The following is a 22,160-nucleotide window of genomic DNA, read 5'->3' as shown; positions in this document are numbered from 1 at the left end:
ATAAAAGCGCGTTCCTGGTGCAGAGGACAGAAAATCAGTGTGGCTATTGAGAATGATTCTCTTTCATGGCTTATGATCCAGCCCCATGGAATTGTCAGCCTCCTTCACCCGCGCGCTATTGACCGGCTTTGACCGGGCCTATGCCGACCTGGTGCGGGTGGCGACGCGCAGCACCGGCAGCCGCGACGAGGCAGGCGAGCTGGTGCATGAGGCCTGGCTGAAGCTGGCCGAGCATGCCCAGGCCAGTGGCCAGGCCGAGGCCTCTGGCGACCAGCCCGATGACACGACGGCCTACCTGGCGGTGATGACCCAGCACTTGGCGCTGGACGCGCACCGCCGCCGACAGCGCCACGGCCGCTATGTGGAAGGTGCTGTGCTGCAGGAGCAGCTGGCGCCCAGCCATGCGCCGGATGTGGCCGATTCCGTGATGTACCGCCAGGCGCTGGCGGTGCTGGAGACGGCACTGGCGGGGCTGCCCGAGCGCAGCCGCGCCGTCTTTGTGGCCCACCGCATCCATGGCGACAAGCAGCCGCTGATTGCCGAGCGCTTGGGCGTATCGCTGAACACCATCGAGCGTGATCTGATCCAGGCCAGTGCCTGTGTGGAAGATGCGTTGCAGCGCTGGCGCGGCAACCACCTGGGCAGCGCCCGGCGTGCGGGTCGGCGCCGCAGCCTGGCCGCGCTGCTCAGTTTTGCCGGTGTGGGTCTGGGCGGCCATCTGGGCTGGCAGCAGTGGCAGCTTTACCGCCAGCAGCATGTGCAGTGGCAAGCCCGTTGGCAGAGCCCGCGCGGCCAGCAGGTGCGGCATGCGCTGCCTGATGGCTCCAGCTTGCTGCTCGATGCCCTCAGCCAGGCGCAGCTGCAGTATTTTGCGGCGCGCCGATCGGTGCAGCTGCTGCAGGGCGCAGCATTTTTTGAGGTGGCGCGTGATGAGAACCGGCCGTTCGAGGTGCAGGCGGCCGGCCTGCGCATCACCGTGCTGGGCACGCGCTTTGGCGTGGAGATCACGCCGATGGGCCGAGGCCCCAGCCGGGTCAGCGTGCAGGTCGAATCCGGCCGGGTGCGCGTAGAGCCGATGGCCGAGGACGGCGCCACGGCCACGGCGCGCGATGACGGTTTTGTGCAAACGCTGGAGGCCGGCCAGGCGCTGCAGTGGGGGGTGGGCGACCGCAGCCCCGAGCTGTCGCCGGTGGAGTCGGCCGCCTCCTGGCGCCATGGCGAGCTGGTGTTCCAGCATGCCACCCTGGGCCAGGCGCTGGAGCGGCTGGCGCGCTATGCGCCGTTTGCGATGGAGGCCACGCCGGATGCAGCGCGCTTGCCGCTCAGCGGCCGGGTGCGTATTGCGCAGGCCCAGGCGTGGATACAGGCACTGCCCCGGGCCTTGCCGGTGCAGGTGCAGCAGCAAAGCGATGGCAGCTTGCTGCTCAGCCGCCGCAGCCGGTCTTGATGGAGCAGGGCACGGTATGGCACTGCACTATGCGGGCTGCGGCAGCCGCGATCAAATTATTTTTCAGGAACTTTCAGGGCCAATCGTCCTTGTGGTGAGCGATTGCTTTCACCCCATCTTCACGAGGACGATTTTCATGCCTTCATTGCTTTTCCGTGCCCGGCGCACTCCGCTGGCCCATGCCGCGCTCTTGCTGGGCCTGGCGCTGCCGCTGCAGGGCGCGCTGGCGCAAACCGCCAACCCCGCGCAGACCCAGCGCTTTGACATGGCCGCCCAGCCGCTGGCCGCTGCGCTGGACCAGTTTGCCCGCCAGGCCGGCCTGCAGCTGGTGTTTGCGCCCGAGCTGGCCGCCGGCCGCCAGGCGCCAGCGCTGCATGGCCAGCTGCCGCTGCGCGAGGCGCTCGACAGCCTGCTCAAGAACAGCGGCCTGCATGGCCGCATGCAGGATGGCACCTTGACGGTAGAGACGGCGCCCACGCGCGAGAGCACCTTGGCGGAGGTGCGGGTGCAGGCGCGCCGCGCGGTGGACGGCACTACCGAAGACACCGGCTCCTACACGAGCCGGGTGACCAGCATTGCCTCCAAGTCCGACCTGGCCTTCCGCGAGATTCCGCAGTCGGTATCGGTGGTGACACGGGCGCAGCTCGATGACCGACGCCTGACCGAGGTGCGCGATGCGCTGGCCGCCACACCGGGCATCACAACGACCTTGACCAATGCCGAGGCCGCGAACTTCTTCTCGCGCGGCTTCCAGATCGACAGCATGCAGGTCGATGGTGGCGCGCCGCTGAACATCTCCAACTTCACCTACAGCGCCGCGCAGAACATGGATTTCTACGACCGGGTCGAGGTGATGCGGGGCGCATCCGGCCTGCTGGGCGGCGTGGGCGATCCGGGCGGCATCATCAACATCGTGCGCAAAAAGCCCTTGGCTGAGCCGCGTGTGACGGTGCAGCAGTCGCTGGGCAGCTGGAACAACTACCGCAGCATGCTCGATGTGACCGGCCCGCTGGCGCTTGAAGGCCGGGTGCGTGGCCGGGCGGTGGTGTCCTATACCGACAGTGACTCCTTCATCGATATCAAGCACCAACGCTCGCCCCAGTTCTACGGCATCATCGAGGCCGATCTGAGCCCCGACACCTTGCTGACTGCGGGCCTGAGCCGCGCCAACATCCGCATGCGCGGCGAGGGCGGTGGCGATGTGCCCCGCTACAACGATGGCAGCAACATCGGCCTGCCGCGCAACACCAGCTTGACCCAGCCCTGGTCCACCGGCTTCACGCAGAACTCCGAGCTGTTTGCCGCGCTGGAGCACAGGCTGAACCCGAACTGGCGCGCCAAGCTGAATGTGACCCGCACCTCGTCCGACTATGACGGAACCACCGCCTTTGGCTATGGCGCACTGGACCGCGAGACGGGCACCGGCGTGACCTGGAATGGCGGGGGCCACTACCTGTACAAGAACACCCAGACCGTGGTGGATGCCAGCCTGTCGGGCAACTTCTCGCTACTGGGCCGCACGCATGAGCTGGTGCTGGGCGTGGACCGCCAGAGCGTCGAGAGCTTCTGGAATGTGGGCTACTCCAGCGATCCATCGGGCGTGGTGCCGATTGATGTGTTCAACCCCGGCAGCTGGCAGCCAGCGGCGGCGGGCCCGGTTTCGCGCCGCTACAACCCTTGGGGGCAAAAGCAGCTGGGCGGCTATGGCGTGCTGCGCCTGCACCCTACGGACCGGCTGCATGTCATCCTGGGTGGGCGCTACGCCAAGTACAAGTTCAACCAGGTGTATGAGTCGATGGACGCAGCCGGCAACTGGGAGCTGGCATCGGGCAGCCGCTTCACTGAGCCGGGCAAGTTCAGCCCCTATGGCGGCGTGATCTATGACCTGAACGACCAATGGTCTGCCTACCTGAGCTATGCCTCCATCCTCAAGCCGCAGGCACTGTCCAAGTCGGGCCCGCCGCCCGGCGATTCGCTGGCACCTGTCAAGGGCAAGAGCTATGAGGCCGGCCTCAAGGGCGAGCTGATGGAGGGCAAGCTCAATGCCACTTTCAGCGTCTTCAATGTGGAGCGCACGGGCACGGCTGTACTCGACACGCGCTACCCCAGCAACCACGAGGAATGGTCGGGCAACTGCTGCTTCCTGCCACAGGGCCGGGTCACCAGCCGGGGCTTTGATGTAGAAGTGGGTGGCGAGCTGCGCCCGGGCTGGCAAGCCTCTGCGGGCTACACCTATGTCTCCACCCGCGATGAAACCGAGGGTGCGCCTTTCAGCAGCATCACGCCGCGCCATCTGCTCAAGCTGAGCACCGCCTACACCTTGCCGGGCGAGCTCTCTGCCTGGCGCGTGGGGGCCAGCGCCCACATCCAGAGCAAGCACTATGTGAAGGACACCTTGTATGACGCGGACTGGAACCCGGTGCGCAGCTATGACTTCAGCCAAGGCGGCTACGCCGTATGGAATGCCATGCTGCAGTACAAGGTCGACCCGCGCTGGACGCTGACCTTGAACATCAACAACCTGTTCGACAAGACTTACTACCAGTCGGTGGGTTATGCGAGCGGCAGCAACTACTACGGCAGCCCGCGCAGCGCGATGCTGACTTTGCGGGGGACCTTCTAAACAAAAAAAGCGCCGGGCCGCTGGCTTGAACCATCACCGTTCGAGGGCCCACCCGCTGCCACAGGCGGGGGGGCCTCGACAGGTGCTTACAAACCAAATGGCCCTTTTTTGCATCTCGTTTGTCATGTAAGAGGAGGGGCCTGAAAAGGCCCATCGGCTCAGCAAAAATTGTTTACCCCGCAACCACCACGATGTCCCTATCCATGAACTCCATTCCTAACGCCCCCAGCGCCCACCCGGGCCTGTCCGTCTTGAGCCGATTGCTGGCCGCCGTTGTTGGCGGCTATGCGTTGGCCAGCGCCTTGGCCGTCTTCCTGGCGGCCGTGCTGCCGGCTGCCCGGGCCGAGGCCGTGTTGGCCGGCATGCAGTGGAGCTTTGCGCTGCATGCGCTGGCGGCAGTGTGGGCGTTCTCGCCGGTCTCGCCGGGCAAGGTCTGGCTGGGGATTGCACTGCCCACCTCGCTGCTGGCAGCGGGCGCTTTGGTGTTGGGGCGCTGACATGGGTAAGACTGTGATCGACAAGCGGCCGGGCAGCGGCGCAGGGCGGGGCGGGTTTCGCCAAGCGCAGGCCTGGCTGCATACCTGGTGCGGGTTGTGGTTCTCCTGGCTGCTGTATGCGGTGTTTTTGACGGGCACCTTGGCGGTGTTCCAGGAGGCGATCACCCACTGGATGACGCCCGAGCACCATGCCGAAGAAGCCGCGCAGGAGGCGGCGCAAGCCGCTGCGCAGGCGGCAGGCCAGGTAGCCAGCCGGGGCCAGCGCCTGGCCTGGGGGGCGGCTTTTATGGAGAAGTACCACCAGGGCGCCGAGATGTGGGAGATCTGGCCCACCGATGCGCAAGGCGGCGGCGAGCTGAAGGTGTACTGGTTTGACAAACAGCGCGAGTACGCCGATGCCGACCTGGACACTGCCACCGGCGAGCCGATGGCGGACGGCAACCACGGCGCAGCGCGTGCCACCGAAGGCGGTCACCATTTTGTCGATTTCCACTACGAGCTGCATGCCGGCCAGGCGGGGCTGTGGGTCGTGGGTGTTGCCGGCATGGCCATGCTGGTGGCGCTGATCAGCGGCGTGATTACCCACAAGCGGATCTTTCAGGACTTTTTCACCTTCCGCGCCCGCAAGGGCCAGCGCAGCTGGCTGGATGCGCACAATGCCGTGGCGGTTTTGACCCTGCCGTTCCAGCTGATGATTGCCTACACCGGCATTGCGATATCGGCGATGAGCTTTATGCCCGCCGGTATCTGGAGCCAGTACGGAACGGCGCCCAATGCCATCCAGACCTATGCCGCCGAGCTGGGTGAGCCCGGCAAGCCGCCGCTGTCCGGCCAAGCCATGGCCGTGCCCGATCTGGAGAGCTTTGCCGCACGTGGCCAGGCGCTGATGGGCCAGCCGGTGCGTGCGGTGGTGGTGGACCACCCGGGCGATGCAGCGGCCCGCGTCGGCATTTACGGCTGGAACAGCGATGCCGATGCCGACAAGCGCCTGAGCCCCAATACCGGCATGGCCATGTTCTCGGCCGCCAGCGGCGAGCTGCTGCAGCTGCGCATGCCCGGCAAGGCCGAAGGCGGTGGCGCATCGCTCGCCCAGTCGGTGATGGGCGGGCTGCACATGGTCAAGTTTGGCGGCTGGCCGATGAAGTGGGTCTACTTTCTCTGCGGCCTGGCGGGCACCGCCATGATGGCCACGGGCGCCATTCTGTTTGTCGTCAAGCGCCGCAGCAAGCACATGGGCGAGTTTGGCAGCGCTACTGCCACCGTCTACCGCTTGATCGAGGGGCTGAATGTGGCGGCCATTGCCGGCCTGGGCGTCGCCTGCATTGGCTACTTCTGGGCCAACCGCCTGCTGCCGCTGGGCATGGCGAACCGCGTGCAGTGGGAGCTGGGCGTCTTTTTTGGCCTGTGGCTGGCCGCGCTGCTGCATGGCCTGCTGCGCGCCCCCGCCAAGGCCTGGCTGGAGCAGATGGCGCTGCTGGCTGCCCTGTGCCTGCTGCTGCCGGTGCTGAATGCCGTGACCGTCGGCGACCACTGGCCCGCGCAACTGCTGCGCGGCGATTGGGAAAGCGCTGGCGTGGAGCTGGGCGCCTGGGCCTTTGGCCTGGCCGCCGTCTGGGCCTGCCGTGTGCTGTGGCGCCGCCGCGCGCTGGTGACGGGCAAGGCAGCATCTTCCACCGCTAACAAGCTACAGGTGGGCGCATGAACAGTTGGCAAGCATCCGGACACGCATTGGCGCTGGCCTTTGCCGGCATGACGGCCCTGGCCTTTGCGATGGACCGCCACCATGAGCAGTTGACGGGCGAACGAGACATACCGCTGCGGCGCAGCCGCTTGCTGCGCCTGCTGGGCAGCTTGCTGCTGGCAGCAGCCCTGCTGCCCAGTGTGGGCGGCTGGGGCGCCACCGTGGGCGTGGTGGCTTGGCTGGGTTGGATATCTGCAGGGGCACTAGTAGCAGTGTTGTGGATTGCGGCTGCGCCGCGCTGGGCGGCGCGTGCAGCGGCTGCGCTGGCGCCGCTGGCTTTGTTGGGTTTGTGGTGGTGGGCCTGACGGTCTGCTGATGAATAAGTGAGGGAGCTATGGTGGGGGAAGCAATGACGGGTGTGCAGCAGCAGCAGTGGGTGGGCGTGGCCGAGGGGAATATCTTATGAAGGCGTCGCGTGTGGGAGTGACCGTGGTCGCCGTTGCGGCGGTGGTGGCCGGGGTGGTGTTGTGGTGGTCGGGCCGCCCGGCTATGGCTTACCAGAGCGAGCCGGTGGCGCGCCAGGATATCGAGGCCACGGTGACGGCGATTGGCACCTTGCAGCCGCGCAGCTATGTGGATGTGGGGGCGCAGGTGTCAGGCCAGATCCAGAAACTGAAGGTGGAACCCGGTGCCGAGGTGGCCAAGGGCGATCTGCTGGTGGAGATTGACCCCAGCGTGCAGCGCGCCACGGTAGATGCCGGCCGCGCATCGTTGGCGGGGCTGCGCGCCCAGCTGGCCGAGCAGCAGGCCCAGCACCGGCTGGCGGGCCAGCAGCTGCAACGCCAGCAGCAGCTAAGCGCGCACGAGGCAACACGCGAGGAAGACCTGCAGACCGCCCAGGCCAACCTGGCCATGGCCGTGGCGCGCATGGACCACTTGAAGGCCCAGATCAGCCAGACCCAGGCATCGCTGAAGGCCGACGAGGCACGCCTGGGCTACACCCGCATCTATGCGCCAATGGCGGGCACGGTGGTGTCGGTTGATGCACGCGAGGGCCAGACCCTGAACGCGACCTACCAGACGCCCAATATCCTGCGCATTGCCGATCTGTCGGCGATGACGGTCTGGACCGAGGTGTCCGAAGCCGATGTGCGCCGAGTCAAGGAGGGCATGCCGGTCTACTTCACCACCTTGGGGGGCGCCGGCCAGACCAAGCCCCGGCGCTGGAAGGGCCAGGTGCGCCAGGTGTTGCCCGCGCCCGCCGCCAGCCAGGCCCAGCCTGCCGGCAATGCGCAAACGCCGGCACCCGCCACCAAGGCCGTGGCCTATACCGTGCTGTTTGACGTGGGCAATGACGACGCTGAGCTGATGCCGCAGATGACGGCGCAGGTGGTGTTTGTCAGCGCCAGTGCCAGCCAGGCGCTGGCGGTGGCGCTGACGGCGGTGGAGGAAGACAAGGCCCGCGAAGGCGCCCATGTGGCCCGGGTGCTGGATGCCAACGGCCAACCCCAGACCCGCAGCGTAAAGGTAGGCATACGCAGCCGCCACCAGGTGGAAGTGCTGGAAGGCCTGGCTGAAGGGGAGAAGGTCGTCATCGGCGAGACCGCGCTGGAGCGTGGCCCCAGGTGGCTGCAATGGTGAGCGGCCCGGTTGACGCAAACCAGCCACTGATCGCACTGCGGGGCATTCGCAAACACTATGGCGACCCCGCCAGCGGCCAGCCGCTGGTGACCGTGCTGCATGGCATTGACCTGGATATTTACGCGGGTGAATTTGTGGCTGTGGTGGGCAGCTCGGGCTCGGGCAAGTCCACCTTGATGAACATCCTGGGCTGCCTGGACCGGCCCAGCGACGGCAGCTACCACTTCCAGGGCCAGGATGTGGCGCAGTTCGACTCGGACGCGCTGGCCTGGTTGCGGCGCGAGGCCTTTGGCTTTGTCTTCCAGGGCTACCACCTGATTGCCAGCGAAAGCGCCTCCGAGAACGTGGAGATGCCGGCCATCTACTCCGGCCTGCCGAAGGAGGAGCGGGTGCAACGCGCCCATGCGTTGCTGCAGCGTCTGGGCCTGGGCGAGCGCCTGGGCAACCGGCCCAACCAGCTCTCGGGCGGGCAGCAGCAGCGCGTGTCGATTGCGCGTGCGCTGATGAATGGCGGCCACATCATCCTGGCCGACGAACCCACCGGCGCGCTCGACTCGCACAGCGGTGCCGAGGTGATGGCACTGCTGCGCGAGCTGGCCGCTGCCGGCCACACCATCATCCTGATCACCCACGACCGCGATGTGGCGGCGCAGGCCGAGCGGGTCATCGAGATCAGTGATGGCCGCATTGTGGGCGACACCGCGAGCCAGCCCGCAACGACGGCAACCCCTGCGGCAAACGATGGCACGCGCATGCAGCTGGCGCCTGTGCCCATGGGTGGCAGTGCCTCCGCCGCGCCGCTGGTGGCCGAGCTGCTGGAGGCCGCACGCTCAGCCTGGCGGGGCATGCGCCTTAACCGGGTGCGCACCAGCTTGACCTTGCTGGGCATTGTGATTGGCGTGGTCTCGGTGATCGTGATGCTGGCCATTGGCGAAGGCGCGCGGCGCAAGGTGGTTGAGCAGATGGGCACCATGGGCACGGCGATTCTCTACATGGGCAGCAAGCCGCCAGCGACCGGCGGGCCGGCAGGCCAAATAACAGAGGAAGACCTGGACGCCTTGCGCGAGCTGCCTGAGATACGGCGTGTGATGCCGGTGATTGGCGACCCGATCACCGTGCGCTATGGCAGTGCCGACAAGCAGATCTATGTGTTTGCCGCCAGCGAGGAGATGCCGCTGGTCCACCATTGGAAGCCCAAGCTGGGCCGCTACTACACGGATACCGAGGACCGCGATCTGGCGCCCCTGGTGGTGCTGGGCCACAAGGCGCACCAGCACTTCTTCCCCGATACGCCCAACCCGCTGGGGCGGCAGCTGATCATCGGCACCTCGGCCTTCGAGGTGATTGGTGTGATGAGCGAGCGCGGTGCGGATTCGGGCGCGCAGAACTATGACGACATGGTCTTCATCCCCTACCAGTCGGGCCGGGCGCGCGTCTACCAGGCGCAGACCCAGCCGGACTATGTGGTGGTCGAGGCCATGTCTTCCGAGGTGGTCAACGAGGCCGAGGCGGCCATGCACCGCGTGCTGCTGGCACGCCATGGCGGCCGCGAGGACTTTGGTATTGGCAATGCCGCCGCACGCATCCAGGCCGAGGCGGCCACGCGCCAGAGCATGGCGGTGATGCTGGGGCTGATTGCGGCGGTGTCGCTGGTGGTCGGCGGCATTGGAGTGATGAATGTGATGTTGATGACGGTGCGCGAGCGCACGCGGGAGATCGGCATCCGCATGGCAGTGGGTGCGCGGCAGAGCGATATCCTGCGCCAGTTTTTGACCGAGGCTAGCCTGGTGACCCTGTCCGGTGGCACCGTCGGCCTGGTGGTGGGTGCGCTGGTAGGCGCCGTGCTGGTGCTGGCCGGTGTGCCGGTGGTGTTTTCCATCCGGGCCATGGCCGGTGCCTTTGCCTGCGCGGTGGTCACCGGTCTGGTGTTTGGTTATATGCCGGCCAAGACGGCCGCGCGCCTGGACCCAGTACGGGCCCTGGCAGGAGAGTGAGTATGCAGATCTTCCCAATCGCCAGCGCGCTGGCAGCGGCCCTGGCGCTGGCCGGCTGTGTATCGGCGCCGCCGCAGGTGCAGCAGTCGCCACTGCAAGCGCTGGATGTACCGGCCCAATGGCAGCGCAGTGACGCGGCCCAAGGCGATGCCGTCAGCCAGGGCTGGTGGCGCAGCTTTGGCAGCACGGAGCTGGATGCGCTGGTGGCCGATGCCCAGCAGCACAGCCTGGATGTGGCCGCCGCGATGGCGCGGGTGCAGCAGGCACAGGCCAGCGCCCGCTATGCCGGGGCCGAGCTATTGCCTACGGTCAATGCCACGGCCCAGGCCGGGCACCAAGGGCGGCTGGGCGGCCATGCCGAGACGACGGGGCGTAATTTGTCCGTCGGCCTGGCCGCCAGTTATGAGTTGGATCTCTGGGGGCGTCTGCAGTCGCAGCGCGATGCGGCGGGCGCTGCGCTGCGCGCCAGCAGTTTTGACCATGACACGGTGCGCCTGTCGGTCACCGCCGCAGTCGCAGATGCCTGGCTGCTGAACGTGGGCCTGCGTGAGCGCGGCGATATTGCCCAGCGCAATCTGCAAACCGCTGAGCGCCTGCTGGCGCTGGTCGAATCCAAGGCCAGTTTTGGCGCGGCCACATCGCTGGAGCTGGCGCAGCAACGCGGCCTGGTGGCGGCACAGCGCCGGGCGCTGGCGGCCCTGGACCAGCAGCAGGCCGATGCCCAGCGCAGCCTGGCCTTGCTGCTGGGCCAGGCGCAAGGCCCTGCCGTCAGCCAAAGCAGTGTGCTGGCCTTGCAGGTGCCCCGCATCGACCAGGGCGAGCCCATTGCGCTGGTCACCCGCCGGCCCGATATTGCCCGCGCCGAGGCCCGCTTGCAGGCGGCTGATGCCGACCTGGAGGCCGCACGTGCCGCCATGCTGCCCCGCCTGACCTTGACGGCCGAGCTGGGCGCACAAGGCCGGCAGTTGCACCGCGTGCTGGACAACCCGCTGTACTCGCTGGCCGCAGGCTTGGCCGCCCCCATTTTTGATGCGGGCCGCCTGGCCGCCAACCGCGACCTGGTGATGGCCCAGCGCGAGGAGCTGCTGCTGGCCTACCGCCAGAGCATCGTCCAGGCCTTCAGCGATGTGCAGACCGCCTTGAATGCCGTTGCCGGTGTGCAGCAGCAGGCGCTGGCGCAGCAAGAAGAACTGCGCCAGGCCCGCAGGGCACTGGCCTTGGCGGAGGCCCGCTACCGCGCCGGCGCTGAGACGCAGCTGGTGCTGCTCGATACCCAGCGCTCGCTGTACCAAGCCCAAGACTTGGCGGTACAGCTGCAGCAAGAGCGCCTGCGCGCCAGCGTGGCCTTGTACAAGGCGCTGGGCGGTGGCTGGGGGCAGGGCGCGCAGGCGCAGGGGGAGTAGCGCGCCTGGGCGTTAGCGGGTTAGCGCTCGGGAGTGGTTGACGCTGCCAGGGTCTTGGCCAGCGCCGAGCTGGCACGCTCGCTGCTGGTCTTGTCCACCCGCGCATCCAGCACCTGCACGGCCTGCTTCAGCTGCGCGGCGCTCAGCCCCACATTCAGGCTCATGCGCATATGCGATTGCAGCTGCGATTCGGCCCCTGGTAGCGCCGACAGCATGCCGACCGTGGCCAGCTCGCGGCTGTGCCAGTCGAGGTTGTCGCGCTCAAAGATGGCGCCAAACAGGTGCGACTGCAGGTACTCGCCAATGGCAGGCGCAAAGTCAAACAAAGGCCCCTGCACCGGGGCGCCAACCAGCTGGGTCTGGTTGGCACGGCCAGCAGCGCGCAGCGCATCGCCTTGGACAATGGGCTTGCTGGGGACGCAGCCGGGTGCATCGACGATGCCGCTTTTTTCTCGCTGCTGCAGCAGCTGCATGAAGGCGTTCAGCGCATTGAGGCTGCGCGGAAAGCCGGCATAGGCATAGAGCTGCACCAGCACTTCGCGGATATCGCTGACGCTCAGGCCCGCCTCCAACCCGGCCTGCAGGCTGGGCGTGAGACGCGCCATATCACCTGCTGCCGCAAACGCTGCAATCGGCAAGATGGCCTGCTGCTGGGCGCTCAGCACCTGTGAGGGTGCTTGGGTTTTACCGTGGGGCGTGCAGGCCTGTGCGCTGTTGGCAGCCGGGCTAGTTGCCGTGTTCTGTGCCGATGATTCGCCGGCCATCAGCACCAGGCCAGCCGCGCACACCAGCTGCTGCATATATTTAGCGGGGGTTGTATTGCGCATCGCTGACGAGCTCCTTCCAGTCGGCGTTCTTGCCGTTCTTGAGATAGGTCACCGCCATATGGCGCATGCCGGTAGTTGCGGCGGCCCCATGCCAGTGGCGCACATCGGCGTCGATCCAGACGACATCGCCGGCCTGGATGTTCTGCCGGGTCTGGCCGTCTTGCTGTATCCAGCCCTTGCCATCCGTCACCACCAGCAGTTGCCCGACAGGGTGGGTGTGCCAGGCGGTGCGGGCCCCCGGTGCAAAGTCCACCATGCCCACACTGCCTTGCTGCGCGCTGTCGCCCGCCGCCTTGATGTCTACCGCGACATGGCCGCTGAAGTTCTCCGCCGCGCCGATCATCGTGGCCGGTGTGCCGGCGGGGCTGATGTGGATGCCCTGGGCTTGGGCGATGCCAGTGCTGATCAGCATGGAGGCGCCGGCTGCTATCAATCGCTTGCTCATACGGACTCCTGTTCGGTGCGGCGCATGTTGTGGGCAGCGGAGCGGGTGGCCGCAGCGATGTGCGTGGCGTGGGCGGTATGGCGGTAGATGGGCATATCAAACTCCAAAGATGGGCCGCTCGCGCGGCCGGGTTGTCTATGGTTTGAATGCTAAAGAGCGAAGTGCTTTTGATCGAGCCCCCTGCGCCGCATGCTGCCATGAGTGAGGCTCATGAATGGGGGGCTGGGGTGGTGAGCCTGCGGGTTCTACGGAAAGGGATTGCGCTCGAGCGCAGTCATCTGTTGAGTCGCAATGCGTTGAGCAGCAGTTACCAAGCCCCACGCAAGCGGCAACAAGAACCATCGTTTGGTGTAAGGTGCAGCGGTTCTACTACTTTGAGCGATTCCATGAACGGACTGCAGATAGATACCGTCATTTTTGACCTCGGCAATGTGCTGATCCAATGGGACCCGAGGCACTTGTACCGAAAGATTTTTGGTCCCGACGTCGCAGCTATGGAAGCCTTCTTGGCAGAGGTGTGCAGCCCTGATTGGAACGAGCGTCAGGACCAGGGCCGGCCATGGCGTGAAGGCATTGCAGAGGCCATTGAAAGGCATCCGTCCCAGGAGGCGAACATCCGTGCCTTCTACGATCGCTGGGAGGAAATGATGCCTGGTGCAAACGACGAGGTGGTGGACCTATTGAGGGAGCTAGGCCAAGGCCATCTGCGCTTGCTGGCACTGACCAACTGGTCCACCGAAACCTTTCCCATCGCACAAGCGCGGTTTGACTTTCTCAACTGGTTCGAGGGTATTGTTGTCTCCGGTCACGAGCGGCTGGTAAAGCCTCAAGCCGATATTTTTGAACTCACCATCCAACGATTCGGCTTGATCCCCACATCTACCCTCTTCATTGATGACAGCCTGCGGAATGTGGAAGCGGCCAGGCGTGCGGGAATGAATGCCATCCATTTTGTCGGCGTTGATGATCTGCGTGCGCGACTCAGAGAGGTTGGGCTGGCGATTGCTTAAGCGTCTGTCAGGCCGCACTTCTTGGTGACCGCTATTGGTGGCACCGCGGCCTGAGACAACGCTCTAGCCAAAACTAAGAAGGCCCGCCGATACCCTCAGCGGGCTCCTCGGCCCAAGCGACTGGATACGCGTCTCGCTACGACTCCCATCATTTTTCTGCGCGAAACAGTTGCACGACGCTGGTCATGTTTTCTAAACCCAGACCTTGTGCACGGGCCCGTTGGAAGACCGCGTGGGCAGCCGCGAGTGTCGGTGCATTGGCGTTTGAGCCAGCTTCCCGCAAGGTGTAGCCAAAATCCTTTTCCATCAGTTCCACAGGGAACTGAGGTTCAAACTGCCGCTGCACCATCGTGCTGGAGAGATAGGTAAATACAGGAGCCCAGACGGAGGTCTTTGCCATGGCGTTCAGGACTTCAGACGTATTGGCTTGCTGGCGCTCCAGCATGGCAATGGCTTCTGCCAGACCGGTCACCTGAATGCCGAGCATGGCATTGGTGGCCAGTTTTGCAAGGGCTCCATGGCCAAGTGCACCCACATGTTCTACACCGGATCCCAGCGTCTGAAGAATGGGCAGGCAGCGGGCAAGCGTCGGTGCATCACCGCCAACCAGGTAAGTCAGTTGGCCTGCATCTGCCTGCGCACGTGAGCCTGAGACGGGTGCCTCCAAAAAGGAGATGCCACGCTCTTGCATACGGCGGCCAAGTTCTCGGACCCACCCAGGCGTGAGGGTGGAGCTATCGATAGCGATGGCCGTCGGCACCATGCCTGCAAGTGCGCCGGTGTTTGCATCGAGCCAAACCTGCCGCGATGCCTCATCGTCACGCAGCATGGCAATCACCACCTCTGCGCCACTGGCTGCCTCTGCTGGTGAGGCGGCATGGCGAGCCCCCGCGTCTATCAGTGCTTGCACGGCGTGGGGGGACCGATTCCAAACGGTTAGCGCATGCCCGGCTGCAAGCAATTGGGCAGACATTCGCGATCCCATTGCGCCCAAGCCCAAAACGGTTATATGACTCATTTTTTTCTAACTGACGATGACTGAACTCAACGATGACGTGCCTTGCCTTCGCGGCTCACAACAATGGCGATCAATCCGGCCAAACCAAAGCAGGCCGACAGATAGGGAATAGGGTGAGGCCCTGCCAGGTTAATCAGCATGCCGCCCAGTAACGAGCCGAGACCAATGGCTGCGTTGAAGACGGACACATTGATGGCGGTTGCTGCATCGGCCGCTCCGGGAATGCGTGATGCTTCCTTGAACACCAAGGTTTGCAGCAGTACCGGCAATGCTCCGTATGCGGCACCCCAAGCTGCCAGTGCAATGAAAATGGCCGTGGTACTGCCCGAGGCTGAGTTGGTACATGCCAAGCTCAGTGTGAAGAGCGCCGTAACCAGGCCAAGGCTAGTGCGCGGAGCGCTGGATGCGAAAGGGCCTATGGAAAAGTTGGTGACCACGCCTGCCACACCATAGACGAGCAGCAGCATACTGATATGTGCGGGGCTCTGACCCGCAATCTGCTCCAGATAAGGTGTGACATAGGTGTAGGCCAGGAAGTTGCCAGTTACCACCAGCGCCGTAATACCGAACACGGCAAGCAGTGGGCCGCTTTTGAGTACCGAAGACATTGCGCCACGCTTGGCTGTTTTAGAGATACGAACGGCAGGAACTGACCAGGCAACGATGGTGAACACCAATAGGCTCAGCACCGAGAGTGCGGCGAAAACGGCGCGCCAGCTGTACATATCTCCCAGCATGGTGCCTGCGGGAATACCCAGAACGGCAGCGAGCGAGACACCTCCGAATACGATCGAGGTGGCCCTCACGGCATTGCGAGACGACACCATATGCACTGCGGTCACGACTGCCGTCGACCAGAAAACGCCAATGGCGGCTGCGACGAGAATGCGCCCCAGAAAGACGACAAAGTAGCCTGGTGCGAGGAACGTGACCAAGTTACCGATGCAGCACACGGCCAACAACCCTGCCATCAGCACTTTCCGGTTGAGACCGCCCAACAGGCTGGTGAGCGGAGCGGCCGTGAGCGCGACCATGAAGGCAAAGATGGTGATGAGATAGCCTGCAGCGCCAAGAGATACATGCAGTCCTTCCGCCATCATCGGCAATACGCCGACAGGCATCAGTTCGGTGCTTACAAAGGTAAAGCAACCCAGGCTCAAAGCGAGCACTGCAGCGGCAGCCCTCGCCTTGGAAATGCCGCTGCTTTGATGAGGAGATCTGTCTTGATGGGCCGATGGGTCGGTACTGGATTCAGTGGTGTGTGAGTGCATGAATGATCTCCGTTGAAACGATTAACTGAGGAGGATTGAGAAAGAAGTCCGCTTTTTGGACATAGCTGCGCCTTACCCGTGTGGAACCATCACGTGGCTGGTTTGGACCTGCGTCGCTTTCGAGCTGCTGACACCAGCCTTGATGCGTCCTTTGCCTGGCCGGCCGACTCAAGCCTTGCCATAAGCCTGTATGAGCTGCGGCTTGATGCCTGGTCGGGGACGCCTAGTCGGGGACGCCCAGTTGGGGACGCCTTCGGTTTGCTGGATCGTGCTAGCGGCTCTCAGTGAGATGGAAGCGCGACGCCGCTCAACTGGGCACAGGCTTGCAAAAGGCGGTCTTGCAGAGCGGGATCGAAGGCGGCACGCAGGGCTTGTGCCGATTGCTGGTGATAGAGGTAATCGCCGGTTACTTGATGCGAAGCAGAGGTCCCGATGGCGAGCCATGCCTGAGTGCGATATGCCAGGTCAAGGTCATCCGTGGCATCAGGCCCTCCCATCTTGGTTGCAACCCAACCTGGTTCGACGCAGTTCGAAAGCACGCCAGGCCAGTGGCGAGCGACGGCAAATGCCAGCAACACAATATGCAGCTTGGAGTCCGAATAAGCCTGTGTGCCGCCCCAGCGCCGGCTTTCCCACGCCAGATCTCCCAGCGATGGATCACCACTTAAATGCAAGCTTGAGCTGATGTAAACCAACCTTTTGGGCGCATGCATAAGCGCAGTGAGGATGTAGGGAGCTAGTGTGTTCACCGCAAACACATGCGGTAGGCCATCAATAGTTGCTACGCGTCGAGGCTCGCTAAAGCCCACAGCTGCGTTATGTATCACTGCATCGAAATGGCCTGCATCATTCAATTTTTGCGCAAGCGCCTTGGTTTCCTCAATGCTCGAAAGATCGGCAGACAGCACGGCCTGGGCTCCCGGAACCTGTGCCATCGCATGCACTGCGCGTTCCTTGTTTCGGGCATGCAAGACCACTTGATGACCGCCCTCAACCAGAAGTTGTGCGGCCATCTGGCCCAGACCGTCGGAGGATCCGGTGATGAAAATTCTCGACATAAATTTCTCCTTCTGCGACGAGCTATCTGGAACAGGGCTGCTGACCGCTCGTCTCTGCCAGATCAGATGTCTCTGGCGATGGGGGAATTCTGAGCCACCAAGCCTTGAATTGCGATAGCATGAGAATCACAATATTTATGCGTGGTAGTCATATATGAGTGCGTTCAGTACACAGCTCTTGGAAGGGCTGGATGTGATGGCTGCCGTTGTCGACACCGGTAGCTTCGGCAAAGCGGCTGAGCTGGTGGATTTGTCTCAGTCCGGTGTCAGCAGGGCGGTCGCACGTCTTGAAGCCAGGTTGGGTATCCGTGTTTTTGAGCGCACTACACGTCAGGTACGCTTGACCGATGAAGGACGTCGCTTCTATGAAGAAGTGATGCCGCTCATTGGTGCTCTGGCAGAGGCGACCGGGAGCGCTGCAGGGGATGCACAGCAAGTGCGGGGGAAGTTGCGTGTCAATGTAGATCCCCTTTTTGCAAGGTTCATTCTTGCGCCCCGTTTGGGGGACTTCATGGACAGTTGCCCTGAGCTGGAGATCGAGCTGCGTAGCAAGGATGAGCTGGGGGATCTGGTGGCAGACGGCTTTGATGTGGCGCTTCGTTTTGGTCACCCTCAGACATCATCGCTTGTGGCGAGAAAGCTGTTTGACACCAGAGTGCTGGCAATGGCATCACCACAATACCTGCAGCGATTTGGGCATCCCACAGATCCACGCGATCTGGAGTTGCATCACCACAAGTGCATATTGTTCCGAGAGCCAGTGACAGGTAAGCCATTCCCCTGGGAATTTCAGCAACGACGAAAAAAATTGCTGGTGCAGCCCAAAGGCATGTTGACCGTCAATGACCCAGGAACGGTCTACAGCACCTGCCTGGCTGGGCTTGGAATAGCTCAGCTTTTTGAGCTTGGAACGGAGGAATACGTGAGTGCTGGTCAGCTAGTGCCAGTGTTTCCGACGTGGTCCGACTATAGATTCCCTTTGTACGCCTACTATCCGTCCCGGCGTTACGTACCTAGGAAAACACGCGCACTGCTTGACTTCGTAGGCAAGCTTGTTGACTAATGCGGGGACCGGGAAAATACGCCTCTCCCGGATAGGTTCCCTTTGCGTATCCCTCGCAAATGGAGATGAGACGCAAGGCGTCTTTTGCAGTCGAGTCGTAGCTAGTGAATTTGTTATAGGCAGTCACCCTGTTCGTTCAGGTATACACCGGCACATCTCCAATGCCCAGCGCACGGCATCTTCCTTTTCTGCATGCTCCATTGGACATCCATCAGGCTGGCGTGAAGGGGAGTTTCGCCACTTGGCCAGCAACGCAATGGTCTTTAGGCTTCCAGGCCTGCACCTCCGGTGGAAAGAGTCAGGTCCCTGAATGGGCCGTATATCTAGTGAGCGTCACCATGGGCTCTGCTGGTAGGATTTCTCGATTCGGCCTGGATGAGTCGAATCCGATGGTCTGCTCTGGCCGTGGTTGTGTGAAATAGAGGACGACATTCAAGTGGTTATCGCAGATGCACAAACTTTCCCATTTCCTGGCCCATGGTTGGGCTCCGTTCTCGCAGGGACCGGTGTATGCAGTTTCATCAGTGGACTCCACGGAGCGTTTTATAGCAGGCGTTCCCGCTGGTGATGCCTTGCCGTTCACGACGCTCGTGGCCAGTCTCTCACCGCCTTATCTTCTGCTCTTTGTTCTTCACACGTCGCGAGGTGAAGGGGCGGAAGGCCGCTACCAAAGTCCAGTACTTTCGCTGGAGGAATTTCAAGATTTCATCGGCAGATTCGGCGCGTTTCTAAGCGGCGATGCGCGATTTGATATTTGGGCCTATTCGGTGGAAGAAAGGGCGACTATTGTCTGGGACCGCCACGATCAAATCTTTGCTTACGGGCCGATCGGGCGGTACCAGGAAAGGCTCAACGCACTGGGTTTCGAGCTGGGTGATCCGCGTATTCCGTTTCCACACCAGCACCACTACAGGCAAGAGTTTGACGTAGATGCCAAGGCACTTCTCGTCAGCCTGCCTTGGACGTATTCAGAGCTGAGACCTGAGGATGAGCAATGAATCGCAGACGGTCTGCGCGTTGGCGAATGGCGTTCCGCAGCGTTGCATGCAAGGACGCCGTCTGCGACAGTCGCAGACCGGTCAGTAGAGGTCACCATGCGCTGGGCTCCAAAGCAGCCGATCAGTGATCGTCCCTCGCATCCCAAGAAGGCCTGCTGATGCGCTCAGCGAGCCTCGAGATGACCACTTCCATCACCGCCCATCAGATGGCAAAAAACTTCCCCATCTCCTCCAGCAGCTTGGCCGGCTGTTCTTCGGCAATGTAGTGGCCGCAGTCGAGCGCCTTGCCGCTGACGTCAGTAGCCGCCTCGCGCCACAGGTCCAGCACCGGGAAGCAGCGCCCCACGGCGCCTTCTGCGCCCCATAACACGCGCAGCGAGGTCGTCACCTGGTGGCGGTTGGCCCTGTCGGCACGGTCGTGCTCCAGGTCGATGCCGGCGGATGCGCGGTAGTCCTCGCAGATGGCGGTGGCGGTGCCTGGGATGGCGATGCAGCGCAGGTACTCTTGCAGGGCGTCTGGCGCGAAGGCGGCCAGGCCCGCGTGGCGGCGTCCCATCACATCGCGGATGTAGGCGGCGGGGTCAGAGTCAATTAGCCGCTCTGGCAGCGGTGCGGGCTGGATGAGGAAGAACCAGTGCCAGTAGGCTTTGGCGAAGGCTTCCGTGGTCTGCTCGTACATGGCCAAGGTCGGCGCGATATCGAGCAGCATGGCGCGTTGCACCCGGCCAGGGTGGTCCAGCAGCAGGCGGTGGGCCACACGGGCGCCTCGGTCATGGGCGGCGAGGCGGAACTGCTGGTGGCCCAGGCTGGTCATCAGATCGGCCATGTCCTGGGCCATCGTGCGTTTGCTGTAGGCGGCATGGTGCAGGCTGGCCCCGGGGCGGGCCGAGTCGCCATAGCCGCGCAGGTCGGCGCAGACGATGCTGAATTTTTCGGCCAATGTCGGTGCTACCCGGTGCCACATCACATGGCTCTGCGGGTGGCCGTGCAGCAGCAGCAGTGCGGGGCCGCTGCCCCCGACGCGGCAACGGATCACGGTGCCGTTCACGGCTACATCGCGGGTGTCAAAACGCTCGAACATCAGGCTTTTCCTCCAAAGCGGACCGGTTGCTGGGCGCGTGGCGTCGCACCCAATTGTTGGCGGGTGCGCAGGGCCACGTCTTTGAGCCAAGGATAGGCCTCCCAGTGGCGCTGCGCAAAGTGCGTGATGTCAGCCTGGTACGTCAGCGACAGGCCGATCATGTCTCTGCGTTCCAGCTGCATGCGGTGGTGGCGCTCCGACAGGCTGAAGGCGGCATCCACGCTCTGGCTCTTGACCCGGAGCGCCTGCAGGTCGATATGGACATGCGCGGTCTCCAGGCGGTCGGCATCGGCCATGAGTTGGGCGATGTCTGCCTCGGGGAGCATGACCAGCAGCAACTGGTTGTTCATCGCGTTCGAGTAGAAGATTTCTCCAAAGCTGGGCGCGATGATCGCCTGGATGCCGTACTGCTGCAGGCCCCAGACGGCATGCTCGCGGCTGGAACCGCAGCCAAAATTGGCGCCGGCCACCAGGATCTCCACATCGGCGCGCTCGGGCCGGTTCAACACAAAGTCAGGGCGCGGGTGGCCTGCGGCATCAAAGCGCAGGTCGTACAGCAGGCCCTTGTCCAGCCCGGCCTTGTCGATGCCGTGCAGAAACTGCTTGGGCATGATCTGGTCGGTGTCCAGGTTCTCGATGGCCAGAGCGGCCATCTTGCCGCTCAGGATGTGTTGCTCACGCATGCGGGGTCTCCAGACGTCGAACGTCGGTAATGGTGCCGGTGATGGCGGCGGCGGCCGCCATCGCAGGGCTCATCAGGTGGGTGATGGCGCCGCGTCCCTGGCGTCCCTCAAAGTTGCGGTTGGTGGTGGAGGCGCAGCGCACACCGTCGGCCAGGATGTCGCCGTTCATCGCCAGGCACATGGAGCAGCCCGGCTCGCGCCATTCAAAGCCGGCATCCAGCAGCAGGCGGGCAATGCCTTCCGCTTCGGCCTGTTGTTTGACCGCGCCGGAGCCCGGCACCACCATGGCACGAACCCCTTGGGCCACCTGGCGCCCGCGCACCACCTCGGCCACGGCCCGCAGGTCTTCAATGCGGGCGTTGGTGCAGGAGCCGATGAAGACATGCTGGATGGCGATGCCTTCCAGCGGCGTGCCTGCGGCCAGCCCGGTGTAACGCAGTGCCTGCTCGGTACTGCGGCGCAGAGGCCCAGCGGCCTGCGTCTCGGGATCGGGAACCGCGCCACCAATGGGTGCCACCTGGTCCGGGCTGGTGCCCCAGGTCACATGCGGGGGGACGGCGCTGGCGTCAAAATGGTGCTCCACATCAAACACCGCGCCTGCATCGCTGCGCAGGCTGGCCCAGTGCTGCAAGGCGACCTGCTGGAGGGGGCCGATCAAGTCTGCAGAGCGCGCCAGCACATAGTCTGCGGCCTTCTGGTCTGGCGCGATCAAGGCGCCACGGGCGCCTGCCTCGACGGCCATGTTGCACACGGTAAAGCGGGCTTCGATCGACATGGCGTCGAATGCCGTGCCGCAGAACTCGATGACATGGCCCCGGGCACCCTGGGCGCCGATATGGCCGATGACCATGAGGATCAGGTCCTTGGCGGTGGTGCCCAGTGGCAGCAGGCCATCGACCTGGATGCGCATGTCCTTGGCCAGCCGGTACACCAAGGTCTGCGTGGCCAGCACATGCTCGACCTCCGAGGTGCCGATGCCAAAGCCCAGCGCGCCCAGCGCACCGTAGGTGGTCGTGTGCGAATCGCCGCAAATGACCACCATGCCAGGCCGGACCATGCCGTGCTCAGGCGCCACCACATGCTCGATGCCTTGCAGCGCATCCTGGGTGTCGAACAGAGGGATGCCATGCTGGTCGCAGTTCTTGCGCAGGTTGCTGGCCTGGAGGGCAGGCGCGGCATCGCGGATGATGCGGATAGCACCCGGGTCGGTGGGAATAACGTGGCTGACCACGGCCATGTTCTGGCCGGGCACCAGCACCTGGCGGCCTTGCTCGTCCAGGCCGGCAAAGGCCTGGGGGCTGGTGTACTCGTTCATCAAGTGCAGGTCGCAGAACAGCAGGACGTTCTGCGCGTCGAGCTGGGTGACGGTATGGGCGTCGACCAGCTTGCGGTAAAGGGTGCGGTGCATGGGGGGGGCTCT

General features: G+C 63.9%; 19 protein-coding genes. 11 read left to right on the top strand and 8 right to left on the bottom strand.

The features are described from left to right. Positions 1 to 85: 85 nt before the first annotated feature. The 8 genes from HS961_RS18445 (at position 86) to HS961_RS18410 (ending at position 11,286) form a co-directional block, all read left to right on the top strand. Entirely contained in the window at positions 86 to 1,447 is a 1,362-nt protein-coding gene (locus HS961_RS18445) for a sigma-70 family RNA polymerase sigma factor (RefSeq protein WP_182324489.1), read from the top strand. 136 nt (positions 1,448 to 1,583) lie between these two features. Continuing rightward, on the top strand, positions 1,584 to 4,070 hold the full coding sequence (locus HS961_RS18440) for a TonB-dependent siderophore receptor (protein ID WP_182324487.1): 2,487 nt from the start codon (positions 1,584 to 1,586) through the stop codon (positions 4,068 to 4,070). Positions 4,071 to 4,273: 203 nt separating this feature from the next. Further along, on the top strand, positions 4,274 to 4,567 hold the full coding sequence (locus HS961_RS18435; RefSeq protein ID WP_238347653.1) for a DUF3649 domain-containing protein: 294 nt from the start codon (positions 4,274 to 4,276) through the stop codon (positions 4,565 to 4,567). Position 4,568: 1 nt separating this feature from the next. After that, entirely contained in the window at positions 4,569 to 6,269 is a 1,701-nt protein-coding gene (locus tag HS961_RS18430; RefSeq protein ID WP_182324483.1) for a PepSY-associated TM helix domain-containing protein, read from the top strand. Continuing rightward, a complete protein-coding gene (locus tag HS961_RS18425) occupies positions 6,266 to 6,613 on the top strand; it encodes a DUF3325 domain-containing protein (RefSeq protein ID WP_182324481.1) in 348 nt (115 codons plus the stop codon). Before HS961_RS18430 ends, HS961_RS18425 begins: the two co-directional genes overlap by 4 nt. A 97-nt stretch (positions 6,614 to 6,710) precedes the next feature. Next, the gene (locus HS961_RS18420; protein ID WP_182324479.1) at positions 6,711 to 7,889 is read left to right on the top strand and encodes an efflux RND transporter periplasmic adaptor subunit; all 1,179 of its coding nucleotides are present in this window, start codon (positions 6,711 to 6,713) and stop codon (positions 7,887 to 7,889) included. Beyond that, positions 7,883 to 9,883, top strand: coding sequence for an ABC transporter permease (locus tag HS961_RS18415; protein WP_182328331.1), 2,001 nt, complete (start codon positions 7,883 to 7,885; stop codon positions 9,881 to 9,883). Before HS961_RS18420 ends, HS961_RS18415 begins: the two co-directional genes overlap by 7 nt. A gap of 2 nt (positions 9,884 to 9,885) precedes the next feature. After that, positions 9,886 to 11,286: an efflux transporter outer membrane subunit gene (locus HS961_RS18410; protein WP_182324476.1), complete on the top strand. Its 1,401-nt coding sequence runs from the start codon at positions 9,886 to 9,888 to the stop codon at positions 11,284 to 11,286. Between the two features lie 20 nt (positions 11,287 to 11,306). Here HS961_RS18410 and HS961_RS18405 read toward each other — a convergent pair whose 3' ends face one another. Both HS961_RS18405 and HS961_RS18400 read right to left on the bottom strand, forming a co-directional pair. Next, complete coding sequence (locus tag HS961_RS18405; RefSeq protein WP_182324474.1) at positions 11,307 to 12,113, bottom strand: carboxymuconolactone decarboxylase family protein; 807 nt, start codon at positions 12,111 to 12,113, stop codon at positions 11,307 to 11,309. Then, on the bottom strand, positions 12,091 to 12,558 hold the full coding sequence (locus HS961_RS18400) for a cupin domain-containing protein (RefSeq protein ID WP_182324472.1): 468 nt from the start codon (positions 12,556 to 12,558) through the stop codon (positions 12,091 to 12,093). The genes HS961_RS18405 and HS961_RS18400 overlap by 23 nt, the downstream gene beginning before the upstream one ends. A gap of 386 nt (positions 12,559 to 12,944) precedes the next feature. Here HS961_RS18400 and HS961_RS18395 point away from each other — a divergent pair, with 386 nt between their 5' ends. Beyond that, positions 12,945 to 13,568, top strand: coding sequence for an HAD family hydrolase (locus tag HS961_RS18395; protein ID WP_182324470.1), 624 nt, complete (start codon positions 12,945 to 12,947; stop codon positions 13,566 to 13,568). 148 nt (positions 13,569 to 13,716) lie between these two features. On the opposite strand, the gene HS961_RS18390 is transcribed toward HS961_RS18395, so the two are convergent. From HS961_RS18390 to HS961_RS18380, 3 genes are all read right to left on the bottom strand, one after another. Beyond that, positions 13,717 to 14,586, bottom strand: coding sequence for an NAD(P)-dependent oxidoreductase (locus tag HS961_RS18390; protein WP_182324468.1), 870 nt, complete (start codon positions 14,584 to 14,586; stop codon positions 13,717 to 13,719). Between the two features lie 26 nt (positions 14,587 to 14,612). Continuing rightward, positions 14,613 to 15,857, bottom strand: coding sequence for an MFS transporter (locus tag HS961_RS18385; protein ID WP_202883126.1), 1,245 nt, complete (start codon positions 15,855 to 15,857; stop codon positions 14,613 to 14,615). A 281-nt stretch (positions 15,858 to 16,138) separates the two neighbouring features. Further along, positions 16,139 to 16,915 (bottom strand): SDR family NAD(P)-dependent oxidoreductase, encoded by a 777-nt coding sequence (locus HS961_RS18380; RefSeq protein ID WP_182324466.1) that lies wholly within the window; start codon positions 16,913 to 16,915, stop codon positions 16,139 to 16,141. 154 nt (positions 16,916 to 17,069) lie between these two features. Between HS961_RS18380 and HS961_RS18375 the strand changes: the two genes are divergently transcribed. Both HS961_RS18375 and HS961_RS18370 read left to right on the top strand, forming a co-directional pair. Then, complete coding sequence (locus HS961_RS18375) at positions 17,070 to 17,978, top strand: LysR family transcriptional regulator (protein ID WP_182324464.1); 909 nt, start codon at positions 17,070 to 17,072, stop codon at positions 17,976 to 17,978. A 449-nt stretch (positions 17,979 to 18,427) separates the two neighbouring features. After that, entirely contained in the window at positions 18,428 to 18,976 is a 549-nt protein-coding gene (locus tag HS961_RS18370; protein ID WP_182324462.1) for a hypothetical protein, read from the top strand. A gap of 202 nt (positions 18,977 to 19,178) precedes the next feature. Here the strand turns inward: HS961_RS18370 and HS961_RS18365 are convergent, their stop codons facing one another. The 3 genes from HS961_RS18365 to leuC are packed head-to-tail and all read right to left on the bottom strand — an operon-like array spanning position 19,179 to position 22,148. Next, positions 19,179 to 20,057, bottom strand: coding sequence for an alpha/beta fold hydrolase (locus HS961_RS18365; RefSeq protein WP_182324460.1), 879 nt, complete (start codon positions 20,055 to 20,057; stop codon positions 19,179 to 19,181). After that, positions 20,057 to 20,740: a 3-isopropylmalate dehydratase small subunit gene (leuD, locus tag HS961_RS18360; protein ID WP_182324458.1), complete on the bottom strand. Its 684-nt coding sequence runs from the start codon at positions 20,738 to 20,740 to the stop codon at positions 20,057 to 20,059. Before leuD ends, HS961_RS18365 begins: the two co-directional genes overlap by 1 nt. Continuing rightward, positions 20,733 to 22,148 carry a 3-isopropylmalate dehydratase large subunit gene (gene leuC / locus HS961_RS18355; protein WP_182324456.1) on the bottom strand — a complete coding sequence of 472 codons (1,416 nt, stop codon included), beginning with the start codon at positions 22,146 to 22,148 and terminating at the stop codon, positions 20,733 to 20,735. The genes leuD and leuC overlap by 8 nt, the downstream gene beginning before the upstream one ends. Positions 22,149 to 22,160 lie beyond the last annotated feature (12 nt).

The organism is Comamonas piscis (assembly GCF_014109725.1).
GTDB lineage: Bacteria > Pseudomonadota > Gammaproteobacteria > Burkholderiales > Burkholderiaceae_C > Comamonas > Comamonas piscis.
Note: the sequence above shows the minus strand (reverse complement) of the source record. Positions and strands in the feature narration are given on the sequence as shown.

Excerpts from the sequence above, each read along its gene's own strand:
- HS961_RS18445 (WP_182324489.1), top strand. The coding sequence starts at position 86 with ATGGAATTGTCAGCCTCCTTCACCCGCGCGCTATTGACCGGCTTTGAC.
- HS961_RS18440 (WP_182324487.1), top strand. The coding sequence starts at position 1,584 with ATGCCTTCATTGCTTTTCCGTGCCCGGCGCACTCCGCTGGCCCATGCC.
- HS961_RS18435 (WP_238347653.1), top strand. The coding sequence starts at position 4,274 with ATGAACTCCATTCCTAACGCCCCCAGCGCCCACCCGGGCCTGTCCGTC.
- HS961_RS18430 (WP_182324483.1), top strand. The coding sequence starts at position 4,569 with ATGGGTAAGACTGTGATCGACAAGCGGCCGGGCAGCGGCGCAGGGCGG.
- HS961_RS18425 (WP_182324481.1), top strand. The coding sequence starts at position 6,266 with ATGAACAGTTGGCAAGCATCCGGACACGCATTGGCGCTGGCCTTTGCC.
- HS961_RS18420 (WP_182324479.1), top strand. The coding sequence starts at position 6,711 with ATGAAGGCGTCGCGTGTGGGAGTGACCGTGGTCGCCGTTGCGGCGGTG.
- HS961_RS18415 (WP_182328331.1), top strand. The coding sequence starts at position 7,883 with ATGGTGAGCGGCCCGGTTGACGCAAACCAGCCACTGATCGCACTGCGG.
- HS961_RS18410 (WP_182324476.1), top strand. The coding sequence starts at position 9,886 with ATGCAGATCTTCCCAATCGCCAGCGCGCTGGCAGCGGCCCTGGCGCTG.
- HS961_RS18405 (WP_182324474.1), bottom strand. The coding sequence starts at position 12,113 with ATGCGCAATACAACCCCCGCTAAATATATGCAGCAGCTGGTGTGCGCG.
- HS961_RS18400 (WP_182324472.1), bottom strand. The coding sequence starts at position 12,558 with ATGAGCAAGCGATTGATAGCAGCCGGCGCCTCCATGCTGATCAGCACT.
- HS961_RS18395 (WP_182324470.1), top strand. The coding sequence starts at position 12,945 with ATGAACGGACTGCAGATAGATACCGTCATTTTTGACCTCGGCAATGTG.
- HS961_RS18390 (WP_182324468.1), bottom strand. The coding sequence starts at position 14,586 with ATGAGTCATATAACCGTTTTGGGCTTGGGCGCAATGGGATCGCGAATG.
- HS961_RS18385 (WP_202883126.1), bottom strand. The coding sequence starts at position 15,857 with ATGCACTCACACACCACTGAATCCAGTACCGACCCATCGGCCCATCAA.
- HS961_RS18380 (WP_182324466.1), bottom strand. The coding sequence starts at position 16,915 with ATGTCGAGAATTTTCATCACCGGATCCTCCGACGGTCTGGGCCAGATG.
- HS961_RS18375 (WP_182324464.1), top strand. The coding sequence starts at position 17,070 with ATGAGTGCGTTCAGTACACAGCTCTTGGAAGGGCTGGATGTGATGGCT.
- HS961_RS18370 (WP_182324462.1), top strand. The coding sequence starts at position 18,428 with ATGCACAAACTTTCCCATTTCCTGGCCCATGGTTGGGCTCCGTTCTCG.
- HS961_RS18365 (WP_182324460.1), bottom strand. The coding sequence starts at position 20,057 with ATGTTCGAGCGTTTTGACACCCGCGATGTAGCCGTGAACGGCACCGTG.
- leuD (WP_182324458.1), bottom strand. The coding sequence starts at position 20,740 with ATGCGTGAGCAACACATCCTGAGCGGCAAGATGGCCGCTCTGGCCATC.
- leuC (WP_182324456.1), bottom strand. The coding sequence starts at position 22,148 with ATGCACCGCACCCTTTACCGCAAGCTGGTCGACGCCCATACCGTCACC.